This is a genomic window from Pseudomonas sp. A1230 (assembly GCF_044218825.1).
In the GTDB taxonomy this organism is placed as follows: Bacteria; Pseudomonadota; Gammaproteobacteria; order Pseudomonadales; family Pseudomonadaceae; genus Aquipseudomonas; species Aquipseudomonas iridis.
On sequence record NZ_CP162582.1, the window covers coordinates 4,321,999 to 4,343,455 of the forward strand.

At 59.3% G+C, this 21,457-nt stretch carries 22 protein-coding genes; 15 read left to right on the forward strand and 7 right to left on the reverse strand.

Features of this window, described 5'->3' with window-relative positions:
• Positions 1-33 precede the first annotated feature (33 nt).
• Positions 34-906, forward strand: coding sequence for a thioredoxin (gene trxA, locus AB4P97_RS20240; protein WP_395601535.1), 873 nt, complete (start codon positions 34-36; stop codon positions 904-906).
• 121 nt (positions 907-1,027) lie between these two features.
• Here trxA and AB4P97_RS20245 read toward each other — a convergent pair whose 3' ends face one another.
• Positions 1,028-1,387 carry a hypothetical protein gene (locus AB4P97_RS20245; protein ID WP_042561303.1) on the reverse strand — a complete coding sequence of 120 codons (360 nt, stop codon included), beginning with the start codon at positions 1,385-1,387 and terminating at the stop codon, positions 1,028-1,030.
• A 125-nt stretch (positions 1,388-1,512) separates the two neighbouring features.
• Here AB4P97_RS20245 and AB4P97_RS20250 point away from each other — a divergent pair, with 125 nt between their 5' ends.
• From AB4P97_RS20250 to AB4P97_RS20285, 8 genes are all read left to right on the forward strand, one after another.
• On the forward strand, positions 1,513-2,094 hold the full coding sequence (locus tag AB4P97_RS20250; protein ID WP_395601536.1) for a PAAR domain-containing protein: 582 nt from the start codon (positions 1,513-1,515) through the stop codon (positions 2,092-2,094).
• Positions 2,091-3,041 carry a CHAP domain-containing protein gene (locus tag AB4P97_RS20255; protein WP_395601537.1) on the forward strand — a complete coding sequence of 317 codons (951 nt, stop codon included), beginning with the start codon at positions 2,091-2,093 and terminating at the stop codon, positions 3,039-3,041. The genes AB4P97_RS20250 and AB4P97_RS20255 overlap by 4 nt, the downstream gene beginning before the upstream one ends.
• Entirely contained in the window at positions 3,038-3,604 is a 567-nt protein-coding gene (locus AB4P97_RS20260; protein WP_395601538.1) for a hypothetical protein, read from the forward strand. The genes AB4P97_RS20255 and AB4P97_RS20260 overlap by 4 nt, the downstream gene beginning before the upstream one ends.
• A gap of 158 nt (positions 3,605-3,762) precedes the next feature.
• Entirely contained in the window at positions 3,763-4,371 is a 609-nt protein-coding gene (locus AB4P97_RS20265; protein ID WP_395601539.1) for a DUF2796 domain-containing protein, read from the forward strand.
• A 133-nt stretch (positions 4,372-4,504) separates the two neighbouring features.
• Entirely contained in the window at positions 4,505-5,215 is a 711-nt protein-coding gene (locus AB4P97_RS20270; RefSeq protein ID WP_042561307.1) for an ABC transporter ATP-binding protein, read from the forward strand.
• A 1-nt stretch (position 5,216) separates the two neighbouring features.
• Positions 5,217-6,482 (forward strand): ABC transporter permease, encoded by a 1,266-nt coding sequence (locus AB4P97_RS20275; protein ID WP_395601540.1) that lies wholly within the window; start codon positions 5,217-5,219, stop codon positions 6,480-6,482.
• 11 nt (positions 6,483-6,493) lie between these two features.
• Positions 6,494-7,012, forward strand: a complete 519-nt coding sequence (locus AB4P97_RS20280; RefSeq protein WP_042562226.1) for a DUF3299 domain-containing protein — start codon at positions 6,494-6,496, stop codon at positions 7,010-7,012.
• Between the two features lie 223 nt (positions 7,013-7,235).
• On the forward strand, positions 7,236-7,934 hold the full coding sequence (locus tag AB4P97_RS20285; RefSeq protein ID WP_042561309.1) for an OmpW family protein: 699 nt from the start codon (positions 7,236-7,238) through the stop codon (positions 7,932-7,934).
• A 254-nt stretch (positions 7,935-8,188) separates the two neighbouring features.
• Here AB4P97_RS20285 and AB4P97_RS20290 read toward each other — a convergent pair whose 3' ends face one another.
• The 3 genes from AB4P97_RS20290 to AB4P97_RS20300 all read right to left on the reverse strand — a co-directional run bounded on the left by AB4P97_RS20290 (position 8,189) and on the right by AB4P97_RS20300 (position 12,371).
• The gene (locus AB4P97_RS20290) at positions 8,189-9,121 is read right to left on the reverse strand and encodes an NAD-dependent epimerase/dehydratase family protein (protein WP_200613307.1); all 933 of its coding nucleotides are present in this window, start codon (positions 9,119-9,121) and stop codon (positions 8,189-8,191) included.
• Positions 9,114-9,998 carry a sugar nucleotide-binding protein gene (locus tag AB4P97_RS20295; RefSeq protein ID WP_042561311.1) on the reverse strand — a complete coding sequence of 295 codons (885 nt, stop codon included), beginning with the start codon at positions 9,996-9,998 and terminating at the stop codon, positions 9,114-9,116. The genes AB4P97_RS20290 and AB4P97_RS20295 overlap by 8 nt, the downstream gene beginning before the upstream one ends.
• Before the next feature lie 261 nt (positions 9,999-10,259).
• Positions 10,260-12,371, reverse strand: coding sequence for a mechanosensitive ion channel family protein (locus AB4P97_RS20300; protein WP_395601541.1), 2,112 nt, complete (start codon positions 12,369-12,371; stop codon positions 10,260-10,262).
• A gap of 370 nt (positions 12,372-12,741) precedes the next feature.
• Here AB4P97_RS20300 and AB4P97_RS20305 point away from each other — a divergent pair, with 370 nt between their 5' ends.
• The 4 genes from AB4P97_RS20305 to AB4P97_RS20320 are packed head-to-tail and all read left to right on the forward strand — an operon-like array spanning position 12,742 to position 16,716.
• Complete coding sequence (locus tag AB4P97_RS20305; protein WP_042561313.1) at positions 12,742-13,668, forward strand: DUF72 domain-containing protein; 927 nt, start codon at positions 12,742-12,744, stop codon at positions 13,666-13,668.
• Complete coding sequence (locus AB4P97_RS20310) at positions 13,665-14,462, forward strand: endonuclease/exonuclease/phosphatase family protein (RefSeq protein ID WP_042561314.1); 798 nt, start codon at positions 13,665-13,667, stop codon at positions 14,460-14,462. The genes AB4P97_RS20305 and AB4P97_RS20310 overlap by 4 nt, the downstream gene beginning before the upstream one ends.
• Positions 14,459-15,733 (forward strand): cardiolipin synthase ClsB, encoded by a 1,275-nt coding sequence (clsB, locus tag AB4P97_RS20315; protein WP_042561315.1) that lies wholly within the window; start codon positions 14,459-14,461, stop codon positions 15,731-15,733. The genes AB4P97_RS20310 and clsB overlap by 4 nt, the downstream gene beginning before the upstream one ends.
• Entirely contained in the window at positions 15,730-16,716 is a 987-nt protein-coding gene (locus tag AB4P97_RS20320; RefSeq protein ID WP_395601542.1) for a lysylphosphatidylglycerol synthase domain-containing protein, read from the forward strand. Before clsB ends, AB4P97_RS20320 begins: the two co-directional genes overlap by 4 nt.
• Positions 16,717-16,827: 111 nt before the next feature.
• Here the strand turns inward: AB4P97_RS20320 and AB4P97_RS20325 are convergent, their stop codons facing one another.
• The 3 genes from AB4P97_RS20325 to AB4P97_RS20335 all read right to left on the reverse strand — a co-directional run bounded on the left by AB4P97_RS20325 (position 16,828) and on the right by AB4P97_RS20335 (position 19,966).
• Complete coding sequence (locus AB4P97_RS20325; RefSeq protein WP_395601543.1) at positions 16,828-17,586, reverse strand: alpha/beta hydrolase family protein; 759 nt, start codon at positions 17,584-17,586, stop codon at positions 16,828-16,830.
• On the reverse strand, positions 17,576-18,685 hold the full coding sequence (locus AB4P97_RS20330) for a DUF3182 family protein (protein WP_273877722.1): 1,110 nt from the start codon (positions 18,683-18,685) through the stop codon (positions 17,576-17,578). Before AB4P97_RS20330 ends, AB4P97_RS20325 begins: the two co-directional genes overlap by 11 nt.
• Positions 18,686-18,985: 300 nt before the next feature.
• Positions 18,986-19,966 (reverse strand): GlxA family transcriptional regulator, encoded by a 981-nt coding sequence (locus AB4P97_RS20335; protein WP_395601544.1) that lies wholly within the window; start codon positions 19,964-19,966, stop codon positions 18,986-18,988.
• 101 nt (positions 19,967-20,067) lie between these two features.
• Between AB4P97_RS20335 and AB4P97_RS20340 the strand changes: the two genes are divergently transcribed.
• Positions 20,068-20,622: a cysteine hydrolase family protein gene (locus AB4P97_RS20340; RefSeq protein ID WP_042561320.1), complete on the forward strand. Its 555-nt coding sequence runs from the start codon at positions 20,068-20,070 to the stop codon at positions 20,620-20,622.
• Between the two features lie 242 nt (positions 20,623-20,864).
• On the forward strand, positions 20,865-21,446 hold the full coding sequence (locus tag AB4P97_RS20345; protein WP_224787147.1) for a YjfI family protein: 582 nt from the start codon (positions 20,865-20,867) through the stop codon (positions 21,444-21,446).
• The last annotated feature ends 11 nt before the right edge of the window (positions 21,447-21,457 follow it).

The window sequence follows — 21,457 nt, forward strand, 5'->3', positions numbered from 1 at the left end:
AGTGCGTTCATTGACGCTTAAAAGAGATTCCCCATGAGTCAGCAAACGCCGTACATCTTCGACGCCACGACTGCCGATTTCGACCAGTCGGTGATCGAGGCTTCTTTCAACAAACCGGTGCTGGTGGATTTCTGGGCCGAGTGGTGCGCGCCGTGCAAGGCGTTGATGCCGATGCTGCAGGGCATTGCCGAGAGCTATCAGGGCGAGCTGCTGCTGGCCAAGGTCAATTGCGATATCGAGCAAGACATCGTCGCCCGTTTCGGCATTCGCAGCCTGCCGACCGTGGTGCTGTTCAAGGACGGTCAACCGGTGGACGGTTTTGCCGGCGCCCAACCGGAATCCGCCGTGCGCGCCTTGCTCGAACCGCATGTGCAGATGCCGCCGCCAGCCGCAGCCGATCCGTTCGAACAGGCTCAGGCGCTGTTCGATGACGGTCGCTACGCAGATGCCGAAGCGGCGCTGGTGGTGATGCTTAATGAGGACAACACCAACGCCAAGGCGCTGATTCTCTACTCGCGATGCCTGACTGAACGTGGTGAACTGGACGAAGCGCAAACCGTGCTTGATGCGGTCAAGAGCGATGAGCACAAAGCCGCACTGGCCGGGGCCAAGGCCCAGATCAAGTTCCTCGGCCTTGCCCGCGACCTGCCGGACGCCGCCGACCTGAAAGCACGTTTGGCGAAAGATCCGCAGGACGACGAAGCGGTGTATCAACTGTCGATCCAGCAACTGGCGCGTCAGCAATATGAAGCGGCGCTGGATGCCTTGCTTAAGTTGTTTATCCGCAATCGCAGCTATGGCGAAGGGTTGCCGCACAAGACGTTGTTGCAGGTTTTCGAGTTGTTGGGCAACGAGCATCCGCTGGTGACTGTTTACCGTCGCAAGATGTTTGCTGCGCTTTACTGAAGATCAAAAGATCGCAGCGTGCCGCAGCGCCTACAGGGGGATCGCAGTTGCCACCCGTTTTGCGGGTGAACGCTGAACCTGCAGGAGCTGCCGCAGGCTGCGATCTTTTGCTTTTTGCGCGCTACTCTACCCAGCTGTAAAGCGGCGTATCCCCGCCGCTCATCACCTTCACATCCGCACTGTGTCGCAGTCGCACCAGCAGGCGCTTGCCTGATACCGCGCTGCCGGTCAGCCCTTCGAGCTGTTCCAGCAAGTCCGGCCCGCTGAGTTGCCCGGCCTTGCGCAACAGATCCTTGGCGAGCTGCCACAAGGCATCGTCCTGGTTCAGCGGTTTCGCCGCTGGCGTCGTCGCAACGCCTTCAGGTTGAGCAATCGGCGCCTGCGCATTCAAGGCCGAACCGAGCCTGGCCCAATCGCTGTCATCCAGTTCCACCGTCAAATCCACCGGCAAGTCACCAACGGTTCCGCGTATCCGCAACATTGAGTTCGCTCCCGCACATTTCTGACCTGCATGCTCCCACGGGGCTTGTGTAACGCCAAGTGTCGGTGGCTGGCAGAACCCGGATTATCCACTACATTCTCTTTTTTTTCATGGGAAGGATACCCATGTCTTCAGGACGAAAACTGGCGTCAAAGGGAGGCCCGACCTCAACGGGCGGCGTGGTTCTTGAGGGGAACGAAAACCTCAATATCGAAGGGAAAATCATCGCCTCAATCGGACAATTGGCCAGTTGTCCGGTGTGCGGCCCCGGCAAAGGTCCGATCGTGGCGGTGGGTGAAAGAACACTGATATTGCCTGCTGGCCCGGCTGCGTTGGTAGATGACTATGTCGCCTGCGGCTGCCCGCCCATGTCCAACAAGTTGTTGCCCCAACAACACAGTGGTTTTGCAGGAATAGGCCGCCCTGCCCCGATCGACATGGGTCCGCCAATTGCCGCGGTGACTTCGTATCAGTATTTGCAAGTCATCATTGAACGCTTGGACGACATCGAAAAACCCGGATTGGCCTACAAACTCAAGGACAAGAAAAAGGTGTCTGTCTTGCAAGACAGCACCTGTAACGCCACGGGCGAGGGCTGTGAACACCCGGTTGAAAACCACGCGGATTACGACACCCTATTGGTAGGTGAAGATTCCGAGTGGACGTTTTACGCCTACGAAGAACCTATGAATCAGGACCTGCCATGAAATCGGAAATCAAACTGGTCTTTAAAGACTTTCTGATGCAGCCACCTAAAGGCGTTAAATTTCAGTTGCTGGTGGATGGACTGGTCATTGACGACAACATTATTCAAAACGATGACAAACCCCGAATTTACTCACTCATCTCTGAGAAGGGGCAAACCGGAATAACCCTCTCGGGTACAAAGAAACTACCGTCAATAAAAACCCGCGATAATCACGAAGTCACCGTTCAGATTGTCGGTGCATCCGGGGCGACAAAGGCGATTCACACGGCCACGCTGACCGAAGGTAAATCTCTGTCGATCGTTGCCGTCTCTCCATGGGTGAAAGTGCCCCTGTCCACCAGCGGTGCGGTTTCGAATGACACCTTTTACGAGGTGGAATACGGGGTCAAACGCAGAAACGAGACCCGCACCGTGAAGGTGATCATTCAGGATATGCCGCGCCGAATACTGATGGAGGCGCTTTCACACCGAGGCTCCACTCAATGGGCGGGCAACAAAAGCAAAAAGTCTCTGTCGCATCCAACGCTAGAGCAAAGTGTGGAATTCTCGGCAAACACAAACAAATGCAATCTGTTTGTTTATGACGTACTGACTTCGATCGGGGTCAACGTAGCCTTGATCGAACATGGAAAATCCAAATATCTTCCGTATTTCTCCAAGGTCAGTCCACCGCTAGCAGGTGAATGGGCTGATAGTTCACGACTGCTCAATAGTTGGAAAGTAGAGCGCTCGCCTCTGCCGGGCGACGTAGGTGCTTACGCTGTCAACTACTCGGATGCCAGCGGACACGTCGGTTTTGTGCTAACACAGGGCGTCTGCATTTCCGCAGGCTGGGACAAAGTCGAAGTCAACGATGCAGGTTTTCGAAATGCGTCGGGCAATGCGGTAGACAGTGACCATGACTTCACCATTTTCCGACGTTATAAGCACAGCAAACCACAATGAACCGACTCCTCTGGATACTCCTGACACTCCCCCTTCTGCTGATCGTGGCATGGCGTTTCTGGTCACCCGCCGACCTGGCAGCCTGTACCTCCAACGACACCGCGCCGGGTCCGCTCACCGTCGTGATTCGCAATTACTTTGAAGGCAATAGCCGAATTGATTGGCGGGATATGGACGACCGCTTCGACGTGCTATCCACGCCTGAAGGCCAAAAGATTGCGGGCCAACCACAGGTGTATGTCTGCGAAGCGTTGCAGATACTGCGAAGCCCATCCTTCAGTCAGAGCGAAAAAATCTACACCACCGCCCTGATGTTCCAGTTGCCGATCAGTCAGTACATGGGCTTCATGGATTACAGCCATCAACTCTATGTAGAAGAAAGAATCGATAGGGAAGTGATGACACTGGTCGTACTTCCACGCGGAACGGCCATCAATTACTGGTGGCTGCCAGCATGGCGCCAGCGCTTCTCTCGCGATGCACCGAGCGTGCTCGGCGCAGATCTGATCAACCATGTCCTATCGGGACACTATTGGTTCGAATATCCCGGCGCAGGCTTCTGACTCTAAGAATGTGCCCTCCAATCTACGCGCCGCCCCGGAACCCATCCCAGGCGGTGCTCAGTCATGTCTTGCGCAAAGCGGAACGCACGGGCAAACTCTGCGCACTTTCGTTATAAGATTACATAACAAACTTTTCATTTTACTGTTCGGAGACCGTCATGCGCCGTCTGCTGCTCGCTTTGCCGTTTGCCCTGTTGCCGCTGGCCATCGCCCATGCTGCCAATGAGCATGACCACGATCACGACCATGAACACGGCAGCCTCGGCGCGCATGAACATGGCGTTGGCCGTCTCAACGCGGCACTGGATGGCCAGACGCTGGAACTTGAGCTGGAAAGCCCGGCGATGAATCTGGTGGGCTTCGAACATGCCGCCACCACGGACGCCGACAAGGCCAAGGTTGCCGCCGCCCGTGCGCAGCTTGAAAAGCCATTGGCCCTGTTCAACCTGCCAGCCGCTGCCGGTTGCAAAGTGGTCAGTCAGGAACTGGAAAGCCCACTGTTCGGTGACAAGCCGGATGCTGACGACCATGACGACCATGACGACGATGAAGCGGGCAAGGACAGCCACGAGCATCACCACGACCACAGCGAAATCCACGCGCACTATCAGTTCAAGTGCGCAGCTCCGGGCGCACTGAAGACGCTGGATCTGGCGACTGTCTTCAGCACCTTCCCGGCGACTCAGAAAATTCAGGTACAACTGATCAGCGCAAGCGGCCAGCAAGGTACGGAAGTGACGGCGAAGGCTGCCTCGCTGAAATTCTAAAAACACCGAAAATCCCCTGTAGGAGCTGCCGAAGGCTGCGATCTTTTGATCCTGGGCTTTTGAAGCAAGATCAAAAGATCGCAGCCTTCGGCAGCTCCTACGGGGTTCCGTGTTCAACCATGAAATTGGTGTCATGACCCAAGCACTCATCGAACTGTCCGACCTGGGCTTCAGTTGGCCCGGTCACCCACTGCTGCTGGACATCCCGGCGTTTCGGCTGGAAGCGGGTGAAACCCTGTTCCTCAAAGGCCCCAGCGGCAGCGGCAAGACGACCCTGCTCGGCTTGCTTGGCGGCGTGCAGAAACCTGATCGCGGCAGCATTCGTCTGCTGGGCCAGGAGCTGACCGAACTCTCGGCCGGTGCCCGCGACACATTCCGCGTCGACCACACCGGCTACATATTCCAGCAGTTCAACCTGCTGCCGTTTCTCTCGGTGCGCGAGAACGTCGAGTTGCCCTGCCACTTCTCGAAATTGCGCGCTGAACGGGCGAAACAGCGTCACGGCAGTGTCGATCAAGCCGCCGCCACCCTGCTCGCGCATTTGGGCCTCAAGGACGAAAGCATCCTCAGTCGCCGCGCCGACTCGCTGTCCATTGGTCAGCAACAACGGGTCGCCGCCGCCCGTGCGTTGATCGGTCAGCCAGAACTGGTGATCGCCGACGAACCGACCTCGGCGCTGGACTACGACGCCCGGGAAAATTTCATTCGCCTGTTGTTCGCCGAATGCCGCGAGGCCGGTTCAAGCCTGCTGTTCGTCAGCCACGACCAGAGTCTGGCACCGCTATTCGACCGTCATCTGTCCCTGGCCGAGCTCAATCGCGCCGCCACGTCTGCCGAGGTCTGAGATGTATCTGTTTCGTCTGGCCATGGCCAGCCTGGCCAACCGCCGCTTCACCGCGTTGCTCACTGCATTCGCCATCGCCCTGTCGGTCTGCCTGCTACTCGCCGTCGAGCGTGTGCGCACCGAAGCCAAAGCCAGTTTCGCCAGCACCATCAGCGGCACTGACCTGATTGTCGGCGCCCGTTCCGGTTCGGTGAACCTGCTGCTGTACTCGGTGTTTCGCATCGGCAACGCCACCAACAACATCCGTTGGGACAGCTTCGAACACTTCGCCAACAACCCGAAAGTGAAGTGGGCGATCCCGATGTCGCTGGGCGACTCCCACCGCGGCTACCGCGTGATGGGCACCACCGAAGCCTATTTCGAGCATTACCAATACGGCCGCCAGCAGCATCTGGCGCTGGCCGAAGGTCGCGCCTTTGCCACCGATCCATTTGAAGTGGTGCTCGGCGCCGAAGTGGCCGACGCGCTGCATTACAAGCTCGGCGACAAACTGGTGCTGGCCCATGGCGTGGCCGCGATCAGTCTGGTCAAACACGACGACAAACCGTTCACCGTGGTCGGCGTTCTCAAGCGCACCGGTACGCCGGTGGATCGCACGCTGCACATCAGCCTTGGCGGCATGGAGGCGATTCACATCGACTGGCACAACGGCGTGCCGGCCCGTGGCAACGGGCGGATCAGCGCGGATCAGGCGCGAAACATGGACCTGACGCCGCAAGCGATCACCGCGTTCATGCTGGGCCTCAACAGCAAGATTTCCACCTTCGCCCTGCAACGCGAGATCAATGAATTCCGTGGCGAACCGATGCTGGCGATCCTGCCGGGCGTGGCCTTGCAGGAACTGTGGAGCCTGATGAGCACCGCCGAAAAAGCGCTGTTCGTGGTCTCGCTGTTCGTGGTGCTGACCGGGTTGATCGGCATGCTTACGGCGATTCTCACCAGCCTCAACGAGCGGCGCCGCGAGATGGCGATCCTGCGTTCGGTGGGTGCGCGACCGTGGCACATTGCAAGTCTGCTGGTGCTGGAAGCCTTTGCCTTGGCTTTGACCGGAGTGATCGCCGGACTGGCGTTGTTGTACATCGGCATTGCTGCTGCGCAGGGTTACGTGCAGGCCAATTACGGTTTGTTCCTGCCGCTGGCGTGGCCGAGCGAGTATGAATGGACGCTGCTCGGTGGCATTCTGGCGGCCGCGCTGCTGATGGGCAGCGTGCCGGCCTGGCGCGCCTATCGCCAATCTTTGGCCGATGGCCTGTCGATCCGTTTATGAGGATGTTCACCATGCCCCGCGCACTGCTCGCGCTGTTATTACTGGTCGCCCTGCCCGTATGGGCAGCCGCGCCAAAAGACCTGACCTGGTCGGAAATGATCCCGCCGGACGCCGCGCCGGAAGTGCCGAACATGACGCCTCTGCACGACCTGTCGAAGATGAGCGATGCGCTGTCGGCTGAGTCGGCGCCAGCAGCCAAACAGGACTTGCCGAATGCCCCGGTGGTGCAGAGCCTCGACGGCCAGAACATTCGCCTGCCGGGTTATATCGTGCCGCTGGAAGTCAATGAAGAGGGGCGCACCACGGACTTTTTGCTGGTGCCGTATTTCGGCGCCTGCATCCACGTGCCGCCACCACCGTCGAACCAGATCGTGCATGTGAAAAGCGAACTCGGGGTGAAGCTCGATGAGCTATATCAGCCTTACTGGATCGAGGGGCCGATGCAGGTCAAGGCGTCCAGCAGTGAACTGGCGGATGCCGGGTATCAGATGGAGGCAGACAAGATTTATGTGTATGAGCTGCCAGAGTGAATGCCGGTAATTTTGTGCTGATTGACCTATCGTTTTCGCGAGCAGGCTCGCTCCCACAGGAGATTACATTCCAAGGTGGGAGCGAGCCTGCTTGCGAAGAGGCCCTTCAAAATCCCACAAAAACCCGCCCCTTCACTGTTTCATTGAGCTGAGTCAAAAGACCGGATCAGACGGCTTCTTACAATAGGACATCAGAAAATTTTAATGTCCTTTTGGAGCCCCCATGAACAAGTCCTTGCTCAGCGCTTCGCTGGTTGCCCTCGCGCTCGCAGCCCCGCTCGCCCACGCCCACGAAGCCGGCGACATCCTGATCCGTGCCGGTGCAATCACCGTCAACCCGAAGGCCGACAGCTCCAGCGTCAAGGTCGATCAGGGTCCGTTGAGCGGCGCCAATCTGGGCGGCAAGGCGACCATGAGCAGCGATACTCAACTGGGTTTGAACTTCGCTTACATGCTCACCAATCACGTCGGTATCGAATTGCTTGCAGCCACGCCGTTCGAACATGACGTGAAGCTCAAAGGCACTGCCCTGCCAGCAGCCAACGGAAAACTCGGCACGCTGAAACACCTGCCACCGACCCTCAGCGTCGTCTACTACCCGCTCGATTCGAAGTCGGCTTTCCAGCCGTATGTCGGCGGCGGCATCAACTACACCTGGATCTACGACGAACACGTCGGCAGTGAAGCCAGCGCCAACGGCTTCAGCAACTTCAAGGCGAAAAACTCCTGGGGTCTGGCGTGGCAGGTCGGCGCGGATTACATGATCACCGACAACATCATGCTCAACGCTCAAGTGCGTTACATCGATATCGACACCCGCGCGACCGTTGAAAACAACGCCGTTGCACCGGGCACTCGGGCACGGGTGAATGTGGATGTGGATCCGTTCATCTACATGGTCGGTTTGGGCTATAAGTTCTAAGCCGGATGTACAGAACGTTCACGTGGTGGTGAATGAGGCTTGGTGGTGAGCAGGTTGAAACTGCAGGCGACTGATGTGCAGTCGATCGGGGAATAAAATTCCCTTGCCACAGGGATTGAGACAAATCCCGGCCGTGAAAAAGGCGCCTGTTGAAGGGCGCCTTTTTCATGCCTGGGAGATTTGTGGAGTTAGCTAGATCCAGCCCCATCACCCCAGCCCTCTCCATTAGGGAGAGGGTTAGGGTGAGGGGCTTTTCAGGCGCGCCCCAACAACCGTGCCAAACCAACATTCATCGGCGTCTGCGGCGGCAGTTTGAATCGCTCGAGCAACCGCCGATTGTTCGCCCGCGAATGACGGATGTCGCCCGAGCGCGCCGGGCCGTAGCTGACGGGAGGCAACTCGCCCACTACCGCTTGCAGCGCTTCAAGCATCTGCTTGAGGCTCATCGCCTGATTCCAGCCGACGTTCACCGCGCCGATTTCGACAACAGGCTTTTCGATTGCCTGCACCAGAATGTCGACCAGATCCTCGACATAGAGGAAGTCGCGCGTCTGCTCGCCATCGCCGAACACGGTGATCGGCAAGCCGTTCTGCGCGCGTTCGCTGAAGATGCTGATGACCCCCGAGTACGGCGAGGATGGATCCTGGCGTGGGCCGAAGATATTGAAGAAGCGGAAAATCGCTGGCTCAAGACCATGCTGGCGGCGGTAGAAATCGAAGTAGTGCTCGCCGGCCAGTTTGTCCGACGCGTAGGGCGTCAACGGGGCTTTTGGCGTGTCTTCATCAATAGACTCGCCCTCACCGTTGTTGCCGTACACCGCTGCGCTGGAGGCGTATAACACCCGCTTGACCCCGGCCAGGCGCATGGCTTCGCAGACATTCAAGGTGCCGATGAAATTGCTCTGGTGAGTCTTCACCGGATCATCCACCGACGCCTGCACCGAGGCCACCGCCGCCAAATGCGCGACCGCGCTGCAGCCCTGCATCGCCTGGGCAACCAACGCCGCATCGGCGACATCGCCAACAATCAGTTCCACCCGAGGATTGTCCAGCGGCAGGTTGCTGCGTTTGCCGGTCGACAGGTCATCCAGTATCCGCACCGAATGCCCCTTGGCGAGCAATGCGTCAGTCAGGTGCGAGCCAATGAACCCCGCGCCGCCGGTGATTAAAACAGTGCCTTCAGCCATGGCGATAAAACCTATCCAGTAAGCCCGGGAGCGCGGCACGCCAGGCGCGCGGCTTGATCCCGAAGGTGTGCAGAATTTTCTTGCAGGCGAGCACCGCGTGTTGCGGTTCCTCGGCAGCGTCCGGCCGTGCGGCGTGAGCCTGGGCGGTCGGCGCTTCGATGGCCAGCGCGTGGAGGCTGCGGGCCTCGGTCAGAATCGCCTGACCCAGCGCCAGCGGTGTGGTCGCCTCATGCCCGGCGTAGTGATAAGTGCCCCAAAGCGGCGCCGCGCAATCGAGTTGCTTGAGCACCGAGATGATCACCCGTGCGGCATCGTCGACCGGAGTCGGATTGCCTCGGCGATCATCGGCCATGAGCAACTCTTCCGGCAGTTCGGCGCGGGCGAGGAAACGCCCGAGCGTGCCTTGCGCGCTGTCATCGAGCAGCCAGCCGAAACGCAGCAACACATGCTGCGGGCAGGTGGCGCGAACGCTTTGCTCGATCCGCCACAACGCCTGACCGCGCAGGCCCAGCGGCACCGGTTCGTCTTTTTCGCTGTACGCGGTGGCACGCGAGCCGTCGAACACCCGATAACTGGACGGTTGCACGAGGACGATATTGTGGTGCTGGCACAGTTCGGCCAGACGCTCGATAGCGCGTTCCTGCCCGGCCATGCGGCTTTCGCTGACCGTTTCGGCCTGAAACCAGTCGAAATAGTAGGCGAGGTTGATCAACGCATCCGGACGAGTGTCGTCAAGCAGTTGCGTCAGGCTCGCGGCATCCCAGCCGTCTTCTGGCGGGCGGGGGGCGAGGAAGCCGATGTCTTCTTCCGCACCGAGGCGAATCAGCGCCTGCCCAAGGGCATTTCCGCCGCCCAGTAACATAAGGCGCATTCGCATAAAGTCAGCAGGCCCAGTCTGATTGGAACGATGGCTTTGGCGACGATGCCAGCGGCACCGTCGTCGATAATTGCCGGAATCGTTGCATTTTGCGGGTTTAGTGCGCAACCGTCACCCGTAAAGTGTAGATCCCCGGGATTTATCCCAACGCGACTGGCCCTATCGCTGGCAAACCAGCCCCACAGGTTTCGCGGTGTCTCCAAATCCTGTGGGAGCTGGCTTGCCAGCGATGAGGCCAGCAGCCCTAGTGAAATCCTGCGGTCAGCTGCGAGACGGGTGTGGCAAAACTACCGGCGACTGCTCCGGTGGCGTCTCCTGCACTAACTCTCCTTGCCGCTGCGGCAATACAACCTGCTGTGGATAAGTCTGCGCGAAGTGCACCGACGGGCTGTTATCCACAAGCTTCTTCAAACGTTGATTGAACGCCCTGCTCACCGCATATTGCCCGCCGGACACCGTGCGGAATTGCGCCGTGAGCACCACACCGTTGAGATCCATCTTGTCCACGCCAAACACATCCAGTGGCCCTTGCAGGTTGTATTTGAGGAAAGGGTCTTCGCGAATCGAATCGCCGGTCTCGCGAATTAACTCGATGGCCTTTTCGACATCCGTGTCATAGGTGAACTGCACCGAAAAGAACGCGAACGCAAACTGCCGCGATTGATTGGTCACAGCCTTGATTTGCCCGAACGGCACCGAGTGCACAAAACCCTTGCCGTCGCGCAGGCGCAACGTGCGGATCGTCAGCCCTTCAACCGTGCCGGCATGCCCGGAGTCGAGCACCACCCAGTCGCCGATCGACAGGGTATCTTCGATGATGATAAACAACCCGGTGATCACGTCCTGCACCAACTGCTGCGAGCCGAAACCGATGGCCAGACCGACCACCCCGGCACCGGCCAGCAGTGGCGCAACGTTGATGCCCAGATTGGCCATGGTCGTGATCGCGCAAATCACCACGAGGATGATTTTGATCGCATTGCGCAAAAGCGGCAGGATGGTTTTTACCCGGGTACTGGGCTGGCGCGCCCCGCGCTTGCTGACCGGCGGTTTCAGCGCTTCTTGAATCGCCGTGTCGAGCACCACCCACAGCAGCCACGTCACCAGGAAGATCAGGCCAATGCTGCTCAAGGCATTGCTGATCGCCCGGCCGACCGTGCTGCTCTGCGCGAAATCAAGTAGCGACACGCCCCAGATCCGCCCGAGGATATCGATGAAGGCAATGGCGATGACGATCCGCAGCAACGCATGCAAAAGGCTCAGGAAACGTTCTTTGTAAGCACTGCTGCGCTTGATCGTCTCGGCCTTTCGCGACTTGAACAGGTGCTGCAGGATGGTGCTCAAAAACACCGTCCCGATCAGCAGCACCGTGGTGAACAACGCGCAACGCAGGGCCTTTTGATTGTCCTCGCCGATGCCGATCAGATTGACCGCCGACACCAGCACCATCAGCACAATCGGCCAATACCACAACCCGGAAAAAATCCGCAGCGACTCCTGCAACGAAGGCTGTTTCAGACGCTGGCTCAGCGAACGGTTGCGGATCAGATGCGCCACCGGGCGGCGCAGGCGAATCACCAATAAACCGAAGATGATCGAAGCGATCAATCCGGTGAACACTGCAATACTGCTGGTGATGTTGCCGCCCAATTGCCGTGCGATTTGCGGGCTGGTCAACGCATCGCTGAGCGCAGCGAGAAAGCCGATCAGGAACAGGGGTCGCGGACAGTAATCGCGGATGATTTTTGCCGCCGGGCGTTTGTGCCCGACATTGAACATCACCACCACGCACAACAGTATTGACGTGGAAAAGATGCCGCTGCTGGTCGCATAAGCAAAACACAGCGCCAGGGCACGTCCTGCCGACGCTTGCAGGAAATGGCTGACGTACAGCGTCAACGGCAGGCAGATCAGCGCCGGCAACGTGTAGGGCAACAGATAGCCGAGCAGATCCTGGCAGCGCGGGTGCGTGCGAAACCAGCGTCCTTCGCGCAGACGTTTAGCCAACAGGCTGCCGAGCACGGTCAACAGGGCGAATGTGCCGAGCCACACCCCGGACAGCGTCAGGAAGTCCCCGGCGACGCTCCAGCCAGAGCGGTTCGAGGGGTGATTGACCAGTTTGTCGACCTCATTCGCGGCACGGTCGGCGCGCAGGCGCCAGGCATCCACCAGATCTTCGTTGAGGTCGAGTTTTTCTTGTACGTCGTCGATGCTCGTACTGATGGCACCGAGCAACCCGCCCTGCACAATCGGTTCGGGCTTGGCCGGCTCTTCAGTGGCGGCCGGCAACCCCGGCAGTGTCGCGGCTTCGAGCTCGCTGGCACCGAGAAACAACAATGCTCCCAGCAGAATGGCGATCCTGAACTTCATCAAAACTCCGATCTCCCGTTGGCTGAACCTGTAAGGAACTGATCGGCAATTGGCTGGCAAGTTCAAGAGCCCCCTCACCCTGGCCCTCTCCCGAAAGAGAGGGAAATGACCGAGTTGAATGCTGGAGGTACGCCGACTTGCGAGTCTTCAGTCGAACTCAGCTTTGGAACATTCCCCGATCAGCTCCCTTTCCCCCTCGCCCCCTCTGGGGGGAGAGGGTTGGGGTGAGGGGGAGGCTTTTGATCTCTGCTCCCGCAGGTAATTAATGGCATTTACACAAATGCACCGTCCGTAACACCGCCGAAACTTTCCCGAACAGCCAGCAGTCATGAACAGACAGAGGCTGTACGAGGACTTTCAACGGGAGGGCGGCATGGCAACGATTCACATCGGTATTTCAGGCTGGCGCTACGCCCCGTGGCGCGGGGATTTCTACCCCGATGGACTGGCGCAGAAGCGCGAATTGCAGTTCGCCTCGCGAGCGGTCAACAGCATAGAGATCAATGGATCGTTCTACGCCCTGCAACGACCCGAACGCTATGCCCAGTGGTACGCCGAAACGCCCGACGACTTCGTCTTCAGTGTGAAGGCGCCGCGTTTCATCACCCATATCCGCCGCTTGCGCGAGATAGAAAAGCCATTGGCGAATTTCTTCGCGTCAGGTGTGCTGGAGCTCAAGGAAAAGCTGGGGCCGATCCTTTGGCAGTTCCCACCGAACTTCAGATTCGACGCCGAACGTTTCGAGCATTTTCTCGCCCTATTACCCCACGACACCGAAGCTGCCGCCGCCCTCGCCCGTCAGCACGACTCGCACCTGCATGGCCACGCCAGCATGAAAGCCTGGCGCAAAAAACCGTTGCGCCATGCTGTCGAAATTCGTCATGACAGCTTCATCGATGTCGACTTCGTGCGCCTGTTGAAACGCCACAACATCGCACTGGTAATTGCCGACACCGGCGGTAAATGGCCGTATCGCGAAGACGTGACCAGTGACTTCGTCTACCTGCGCCTGCACGGTGCCGAAGAACTCTACGCCAGCGGTTACAGCGCACCGGCGCTCAAGCGTTGGGCGGATCGGATCGAAGCCTGGCATCACGGAAAACAACCGACAGATGCCCATCTGATCGCCCCGCGCCTGAAACCTCGAGTGCGCAAATCACGTGAAGTGTTCTGCTATTTCGACAACGACATCAAAGTCCGCGCGCCCTACGATGCGCGCAACTTGCTGCAGCGTTTCGACCTCGACCACGACTTGGCCACCACGCCCGGTGAGCCCGCTGGCGAAGGAGTGCTGGCATGAGTGTTTCAGAGCCGGTCGGTTTCACCGACGAAGGGGCCGAGGTCGAGTCATCCGTGCGCAGCTTCACCGTGCTGACGGTCAACACCCACAAGGGCTTCACCGCGCTCAACCGGCGTTTCATCCTGCCGGAACTGCGCGAAGCGGTGCGCAGCGTCGCCGCCGACGTGGTGTTTCTGCAGGAGGTGCACGGCACCCACGAGCACCATCATCAGCGCTACGACAACTGGCCGGCGATGCCGCAATACGAATTCCTCGCCGACAGCCTCTGGCCGCAGTTCGCCTACGGGCGCAACGCGGTGTATCCGGAGGGCGATCATGGCAATGCGCTGCTGTCGAAATTCCAGATCATCCGCCACGACAATCTCGACGTTTCCATCAGCGGTCACGAAAACCGTGGCCTGCTGCATTGCGTGCTGCGCCTGCCCGGCGACGGCAAAGAGGTGCATGCGATCTGCGTGCATCTGGGCCTGCGCGAGAGCCATCGCAACGAGCAACTGGGCTTGCTGATGCAACGCCTTGCAGAACTGCCGGACGATGCTTCGGTGATTGTCGCCGGCGACTTCAACGACTGGCGCCAGCGAGCTGATGCGCTGCTCAAACCCTGCGGTCTGCGTGAAGTGTTCGCCGAGCATCACGGCAAACCGGCGCGCAGTTTTCCAGCACGTTTGCCGACGCTGCGCCTCGACCGCATCTATGTACGCAACCTCAAGGCCAGCCAGCCAAAAGTGCTGGCGAACCGGCCTTGGTCACACCTTTCCGACCACGCCCCGTTATCGGTGGAGATCGAACTATGAGCAGCGCACCGATGGAAAAATCCGCTGTGGAACCGATAAGCATCAACCCGCCTGTGCGCCAGCCGGGTCAAGTCGATGTCGAGTACCACTGGCAGGGCGGCAACCGCGTGGAATTGCTGGAAAACGGCGAGGAATATTTCCCCCGCGTGTTTGCCGCAATGCGGGCGGCGAAGAGTGAAATCCTGCTGGAGACCTTCATCGTCTTTGAAGACAAGGTCGGCGCCGAATTGCAGGAGATTCTGATCGACGCCGCCAAGCGCGGTGTGCGCACCACTGTCAGCCTCGATGGCTTCGGTTGCGGCGAGTTAACCACCGGTTACCTCTCGGCCCTCAGCGATGCCGGCGTGCATCTGCAAATCTTCGACCCGGCCCCCAAACACCTCGGAGTTCGCACCAACTGGTTCCGCCGCTTGCACCGCAAAATCGTTGTAGTCGACGGTTTAGTTGCGTTCATCGGCGGGATCAATTTTTCCGGTGATCACCTCGCCGATTTCGGCCCTGAAGCCAAGCAGGATTACTCGGTGCAAGTGCAGGGGCCGGCGGTGGCCGACATCCATCACTTTGCCCTGCTGCAAAGCGGTCGCCCGGGCCGGGCCAGGTTTTGGTGGCAACGTCGCCGCCAGCGCCGTGCAGAGATGGCTTTCACCGATCACGACGGCCAGGTGCGCCTGGTGTTCCGCGATAACGACCAGCACAGCACCGATATCGAAGATGTGTACATGCAGGTGCTGCGCCGCGCCAAACATCGCGTGGTAATCGCAAACGCCTACTTTTTCCCCGGCTATCGCTTGCTGCGCGAGATACGTAATGCTGCGCGGCGCGGGGTCGATGTCCGGCTGATTCTTCAGGGCCAGCCAGACATGCTGGTGGCCAAACTCGCGGCGCGGATGACCTATGACTATCTGCTCAGGGCCGGCGTGCAAATTCACGAATATTGCCAGCGCCCGCTGCACGGCAAAGTCGCGCTCGTAGACGAAGAATGGAGCACCGTCGGCTCGAGCAATCTCGACCCGCTGAGCCTGTCGCTGAACCTGGAAGCCAACGTATTGATCCGCGACCGCGCGTTCAATCAGATGCTGTTCGAGCGTCTCGAAGACCTCAGCCAAAACCACTGCAAAGCCATGGATGCCGCCAAGTCGCCGCGCGGACGCATCTGGCACATGACCGTGGGCTTTCTGGTATTCCACTTCCTGCGGCACTTTCCGGCCATGGCCGGCTGGTTGCCCGCGCACAAACCCCGGCTCAAGCCATTTCGAGGTGATCGCTCATGAGCCATTCCGACGCGCCATCCGCCAGCCATTCGGCGCCAGCAACCCACTCGCGCTGGAGCAAATGGAAACGTCCGCTGACGGTGGTGTTCTTTCTCGCGCTGATCGTGCTATTGACGATGTTCGCCGCACGCATCGAATGGGCCGAGGTGCTGCAAACCCTTGCCGACTTCAAGGTGCGCACGCTGATCATCGCGGCCGGCATCACCCTCGTGAGTTTTCTGACCTACGCCAGCTTCGACCTGATCGGCCGCACTTACATTCGCCAGGACCTGACCTGGAAACAGATTCTGCCGGTGGGCATCATCAGCTACGCGTTCAACCTCAACCTCAGCGCCTGGGTTGGCGGGATCGCCATGCGTTATCGCCTGTATTCACGGCTCGGCGTGAGCAAAGGCAACATCGCCAAGATTCTCGGCCTGAGCCTGGCGACCAATTGGTTCGGCTACATGACCATTGCCGGCGTGGTGTTCAGCAGCGGACTGGTGAGCATGCCGCCGGGCTGGAAAATCAGCAGCACGGCGTTGCAGGGTATCGGCGTGCTGTTGCTGTTGATCAGTGCCGGGTATCTCGCGGCGTGCCAGTTCTCAAAGCGCCGCGAGTGGTCGATTCGCGGGGTGGAAATCAACTTGCCATCGCTGCGAATGGCAGTGCTGCAACTGCTGCTCGGCGCGCTGAACTGGTCGTTGATGGCAGCAGTGATCTTCACACTGCTGCCGAGCAAACTGGATTATCCGCTAGTGCTTGGCGTGCTATTGATCAGTGCGATTGCCGGGGTCATCACGCACATTCCGGCGGGGCTCGGGGTGCTGGAAGCTGTGTTCGTGGCGCTGCTGCAACACGAGGCCTCGCGAGGCAGCCTGGTGGCGGGGTTGCTGGCGTATCGAGCGATTTACTTCCTGTTGCCGCTGCTGATTACGCTGGTGATGTACCTGGTTGTGGAGGCGAAGGCCAAGTCGCTGCGGATCGAGAAAACACCGTACTGAACCTGTTTTGCAGATGCCGGCCTCTTCGCGAGCAGGCTTGCTCCCACATTTGAAATGCGCCCCCTGTGGGAGCTGGCTTGCCAGCGATGGCGCCGGAAAGAACACCACAGTCTATGCAGACTGAATAATGCTCAACCGCTCGCCTACGACCATCTCGGTAATCCAGTCCACCAGAATCGACGTGTATGCCTGCTGAGAAACCGGCTCGCTCAACGCATGATCCGCGCCATCAATGATCCGGTGCGTCAGCGAATGCGTCTGCTGACACGCAGCGCGGTAACTCATGATCGTCGCGTGCGGCACGAAATCGTCGGTTTCCGATTCCACCAGCAATACATCTCCGGTGAATTGCGAACACGCATGCAGTGCACGGTTGTTGTCGGCGCGAACCAGTGCGCCGCGATAATCGCGCAGGTCAGCCTTGTCCAGATCGCGTTTCGGCGTGTGCCATTGCTCATCGCGGTACAGCGCCGGCACCCGCAGCGCCAGCCAGCGCACCGGGCGCAATGAGGTAAGGATCGACGCGAGGTAGCCGCCGTAACTGGTGCCCACCACGGCGATGGCCGATGTGTCGAGCGCCGGGTGGGAGAGCAAGCGGTCGTACGCCGCCAGCAGATCGCGCAGATTATCTTCGCGGGTAACCCGACTCAGCGAAATTCCGCTGCCGCCAGTGTGGCCGCGCAAGTCGAAGGTCAGACACACGCAGCCGAGGCCGGCGATCCCTTTCGCCCGTTCAAGATCACGCTCCTGGCTGCCGCCCCAACCGTGGACAAACAACACCCCCGGCACCTTCGATTTAGGACTGAGAAACGTCCCGCTCATTTGTTCATCATCAATGTCGATTTGAATGCTTTCGCTTCTAGCCGTCATAAGATTTGACCATTACGTATTTGAGGAGAAATTCGCTGTTCTCAGCCGGGCCGCGATACACCTCGATGGCGTCCGCCGGCAGCGGCTGATCGATATAGGTTTCCACTGAAGATACCCGGATTGCGCGCATTGCAGGGTCGTTGACGAAACTTTGCAATGCCGCCACTTCTGCGCTGCTGGCGCCGCCCATGCGCCAGGATTGTTCCAGTACGCCGCTGCGGGTTTTACCGCTGCTGTCCAACCCTTGGGCGATGTCGTAGTTGCGGCGCGAGGCGTAGAAACGCGGATAGGCCTCATCGGCGGCGCTGTCGAACACTTGCGCCTGCTCGATGGCCAAACGCACGTCATCGGGCAATTCCAGCGCCAGCAAATCCTCATAGCCGCCCTGCACCACCAGCAGATTCGAGCCGCCGTAGACGTCTTCGCCATGAGCATCTTTGGTCAAGTATTGATCACCGCAGTAACTCAGCACGCTGTCGCCAATGAATGACTGGCCGACGCTGTGAGTGATGACCTCGCTCAGGTCTTGCTCCAGCACTACGCCTTCGCTGAACAGCTCGTGTGCTTCAGGTCGGGCGAGAATTTCGTCGAAGGCGTCGAGGCTTTTGATGACTTCCTGACCGCGACCGGCGCAAGCGTGAATTGGCTTCAGACGGATCGGCCCGCTGTACAACAAATGCTCGGCGGCAGGCCGCGCATCTTCGAAGGCGAACACGCTGAGACCATCAAGCACCACGCTGCGCACGCGTTCAGAGAACAGCGGCGACCAGCCTTGCGGCGCGCGGGCCAGATGACTGCGCAGGCCATGGCTGATGGCTTTGGTACAGATGAAGTCGTATTCGACATAGCCGCCCCACAAGTCATCGGGACCTTTCACCCCAAGTGCCTGGGCGCTGGCGGCGCCAACAAGGGTTTGCGTCGGCAACAGATACAGGTCACTGCCGCGATGTTTCGCGGGGTCATAAGCGCCGCCGAATTTTAAACCGAGAATCTGCGCCAGCCAGCGCGCCAGGGCCTTGTTGGTTTCCACCTCGTGCTGCGGCGCTTCGGCGCGAACGGAGTGGGCAACCACGATTTTCTTGCGGGGTGTCGGGGTCATGCGTCCCCCTTCATGCAGGCTAATGAATGTAGACAGGAAAGGTGCAGAGATCAGGCCAACGGTAACCCGGTGGAAAGCGCTGGTGAATCAACCGCTTGGCGAAAGCGTAATGGCACCGCGCCTGTTTCAATCTGCACGACGACTCACTAATCCCCGGCAAATTGCACGATCCAACGCTTCACAGATAACCCTGTGGGAGCTGGCTTGCCAGCGATAGCGGTGGGTCAGCCACCGACTTGCCCAACTGTAAGACCGAATCGCCAGCAAGCCCGCCCCCACAGAGATTACGACAGTCTCTGATCAACCAGCTAAACCAAACCGCCCCCGATATTCACTCGGCGCCAGCCCGGTGATCTTCTTGAAAATCGCGCGAAATGCCCCCGGATCCTGATAGCCCACCGTCCACGCAATATGGTCGATCGTGTCATTGGTGAACTCGAGCAACTCCCGCGCCTTGCCCACCCGCAGGTGCTGGCAATACTCGGTCGGCTTCAACCCGGTCGCCGCACGAAACCGACGTAGAAACGTGCGCTCCTCCAGCCCTGCCCGCTCGGCCATCGCGGCCAGCGAAACATCCGTCGCGCCGGTGCCTTGCAACCAGTGCTGCACCTTGAGAATCGCTGCATCGCCATGACTGAGGATCGGCGCGAAATTACTTCCGCACTCGCTAGCGCTGTCGCTGTGTTCCACCACCAGAAACCGCGCCGTGGCGGTGGCGATACCCGGCCCGAGCAGACGATCGACAAGCCGCAACCCCAACTCCGACCACGCCATCAAACCGGCCGTGGTGATCAGGTCGCCGTCATCGACAATCGGTGTGTCGGCCTTGAGTTTGATCTTCGGATAACGCTCGGCGAATGCCTTGGTCGAGGTCCAATGGGTGGTAGCGCTGCGGCCGTCGAGCAGACCGCTTTCGGCGAGCATCAGAGAGCCTACGCAAACCCCGCCGAGCGTCGCACCACGGGCGTGTTGCTCGCGCAGCCACGGTGCCAGAGCGACAGGCATTTGTGACGCAGAAAATCCGCCGATCGAGGGCGGTATCAGCACCGCCAGCAAATGGCTTTCGGTGCCGGGAAGACTGTCGTAAACCCGCGCTGGTGGCTGATCACCTTCGACCTGCCAGTGACTGACGCGCAACAGCGGCAATTGCGCAGCCTGATGCTCGCCAGCGATCCGGTTGGCCACCGCGAACAGATCAGTCAAACCATGCACCGCCGCCATCTGCGCGCCGGGATAAATCAGCACGCCCAATTCAGCCACGGCGGCCCTTTCTGCGCCCATTGTCAGTTTTCCCCTGTCTATTGTCGGTGGGGCCAATCCTCGAATCACCGGCCAGCGCCAATACTGAAGCCACTTTCAGCCAATACCTCAAGGACACACCCATGGCCAAGCAAGCGCTCATCGTAGTCGATATCCAGAACGACTACTTCCCCCAAGGCAAGTGGCCGCTGGTCGGTGCCGACGCCGCTGCCGACAACGCCGTCCAACTGATCGCCGCATTCCGTGATGCGGGGGACTCGGTGATCCATATCCGCCACGAATTCACCTCACCCGAGGCCCCGTTTTTTACGCCAGGTTCCGACGGCGCGAAGCTGCATCCGAAAGTACTCAACCGCGCCGATGAACCCGTGGTGCTCAAGCATTTCGTCAACTCGTTCCGCGAAACCGAACTGCAATCGATTCTGGAAGAAAAAGGCATCAAGGAATTGGTGGTGGTCGGCAGCATGAGTCACATGTGCGTCGACGGCATCACCCGTGCTGCGGCTGATATGGGTTACAGCGTCACGGTGATCCACGACGCCTGCGCCAGCCGTGATCTGGAGTTCAACGGTCTTACCGTACCGGCGGCGCACGTCCACGCCGCGTTCATGTCGGCGCTGGGTTTTGCTTACGCCAGTGTGGTGTCGACCGACGAATTCCTCGCCGCCAATCGTTAAAACCCTGCCGCTCGATACTTTCTAATCACCAAGGCCCGCCTCGCTGCGGGCCTTTTTTCGCTTGTCATGAAAATCTCACGCGTGAGTCATTGATGGCATTTTGAATTGGTTGTAGTGTGGCTCACGCGTGAGACATTCATAACCGAGTCACTGCCATGAAAAGCCGCTCCTCCACTATTGCATCAGAAAGCCCAAAGGGAGAGCGCTCGAGACCGTCCGCAAAAAAACCGTCGAGTTTCTACATGAAGCAGATGCGCGCGGGCCTGGCTGCCGCCGGTTATGTGAAACACGAAACTTGGGTGCTTCCCGAAAACCGAAGCTTGCTCAAGCAGATGGAGCAACAGCTACGCCAACCGATTCTGGCTGGCTCATTCATGTCGGAGAATTACATGAGCGCAGGCAACAACTGGAACATCGATAGCCTCTTCAACGCCCTCAAGGCACTGGACGAGGTGGCTTCGCAAGAGATCACGCTGTCTCTGATCCAGAGCTCCGAGCCCAGCATCAAGCTGGAAATGAACGATTTCGGCGGCCTGCCGATTCACATCGCCCTGGCCGGTCAGCAGATCATCGTCGACACCGTGCTGGTGGACATCGATTCGATCACTGACGTCCATGCCTTCAACGACGCCGTATTGCGCAGCCGGGAAATGTTTCCGCTGTCGTCGATCGGTATCGAGTCGATGCCTAACGGCCAGACCGTTTACAACATGTTTGGCGCACTGAGCGCCGACTCGAGCCTGACCAACGTGGTCACCGAGGTGAAAACCTTGGTCGACAACGTGCAGCGCGCGAGCGAAGCCTTCGAACACTTCTTCAAGTAATCAACAGGGAA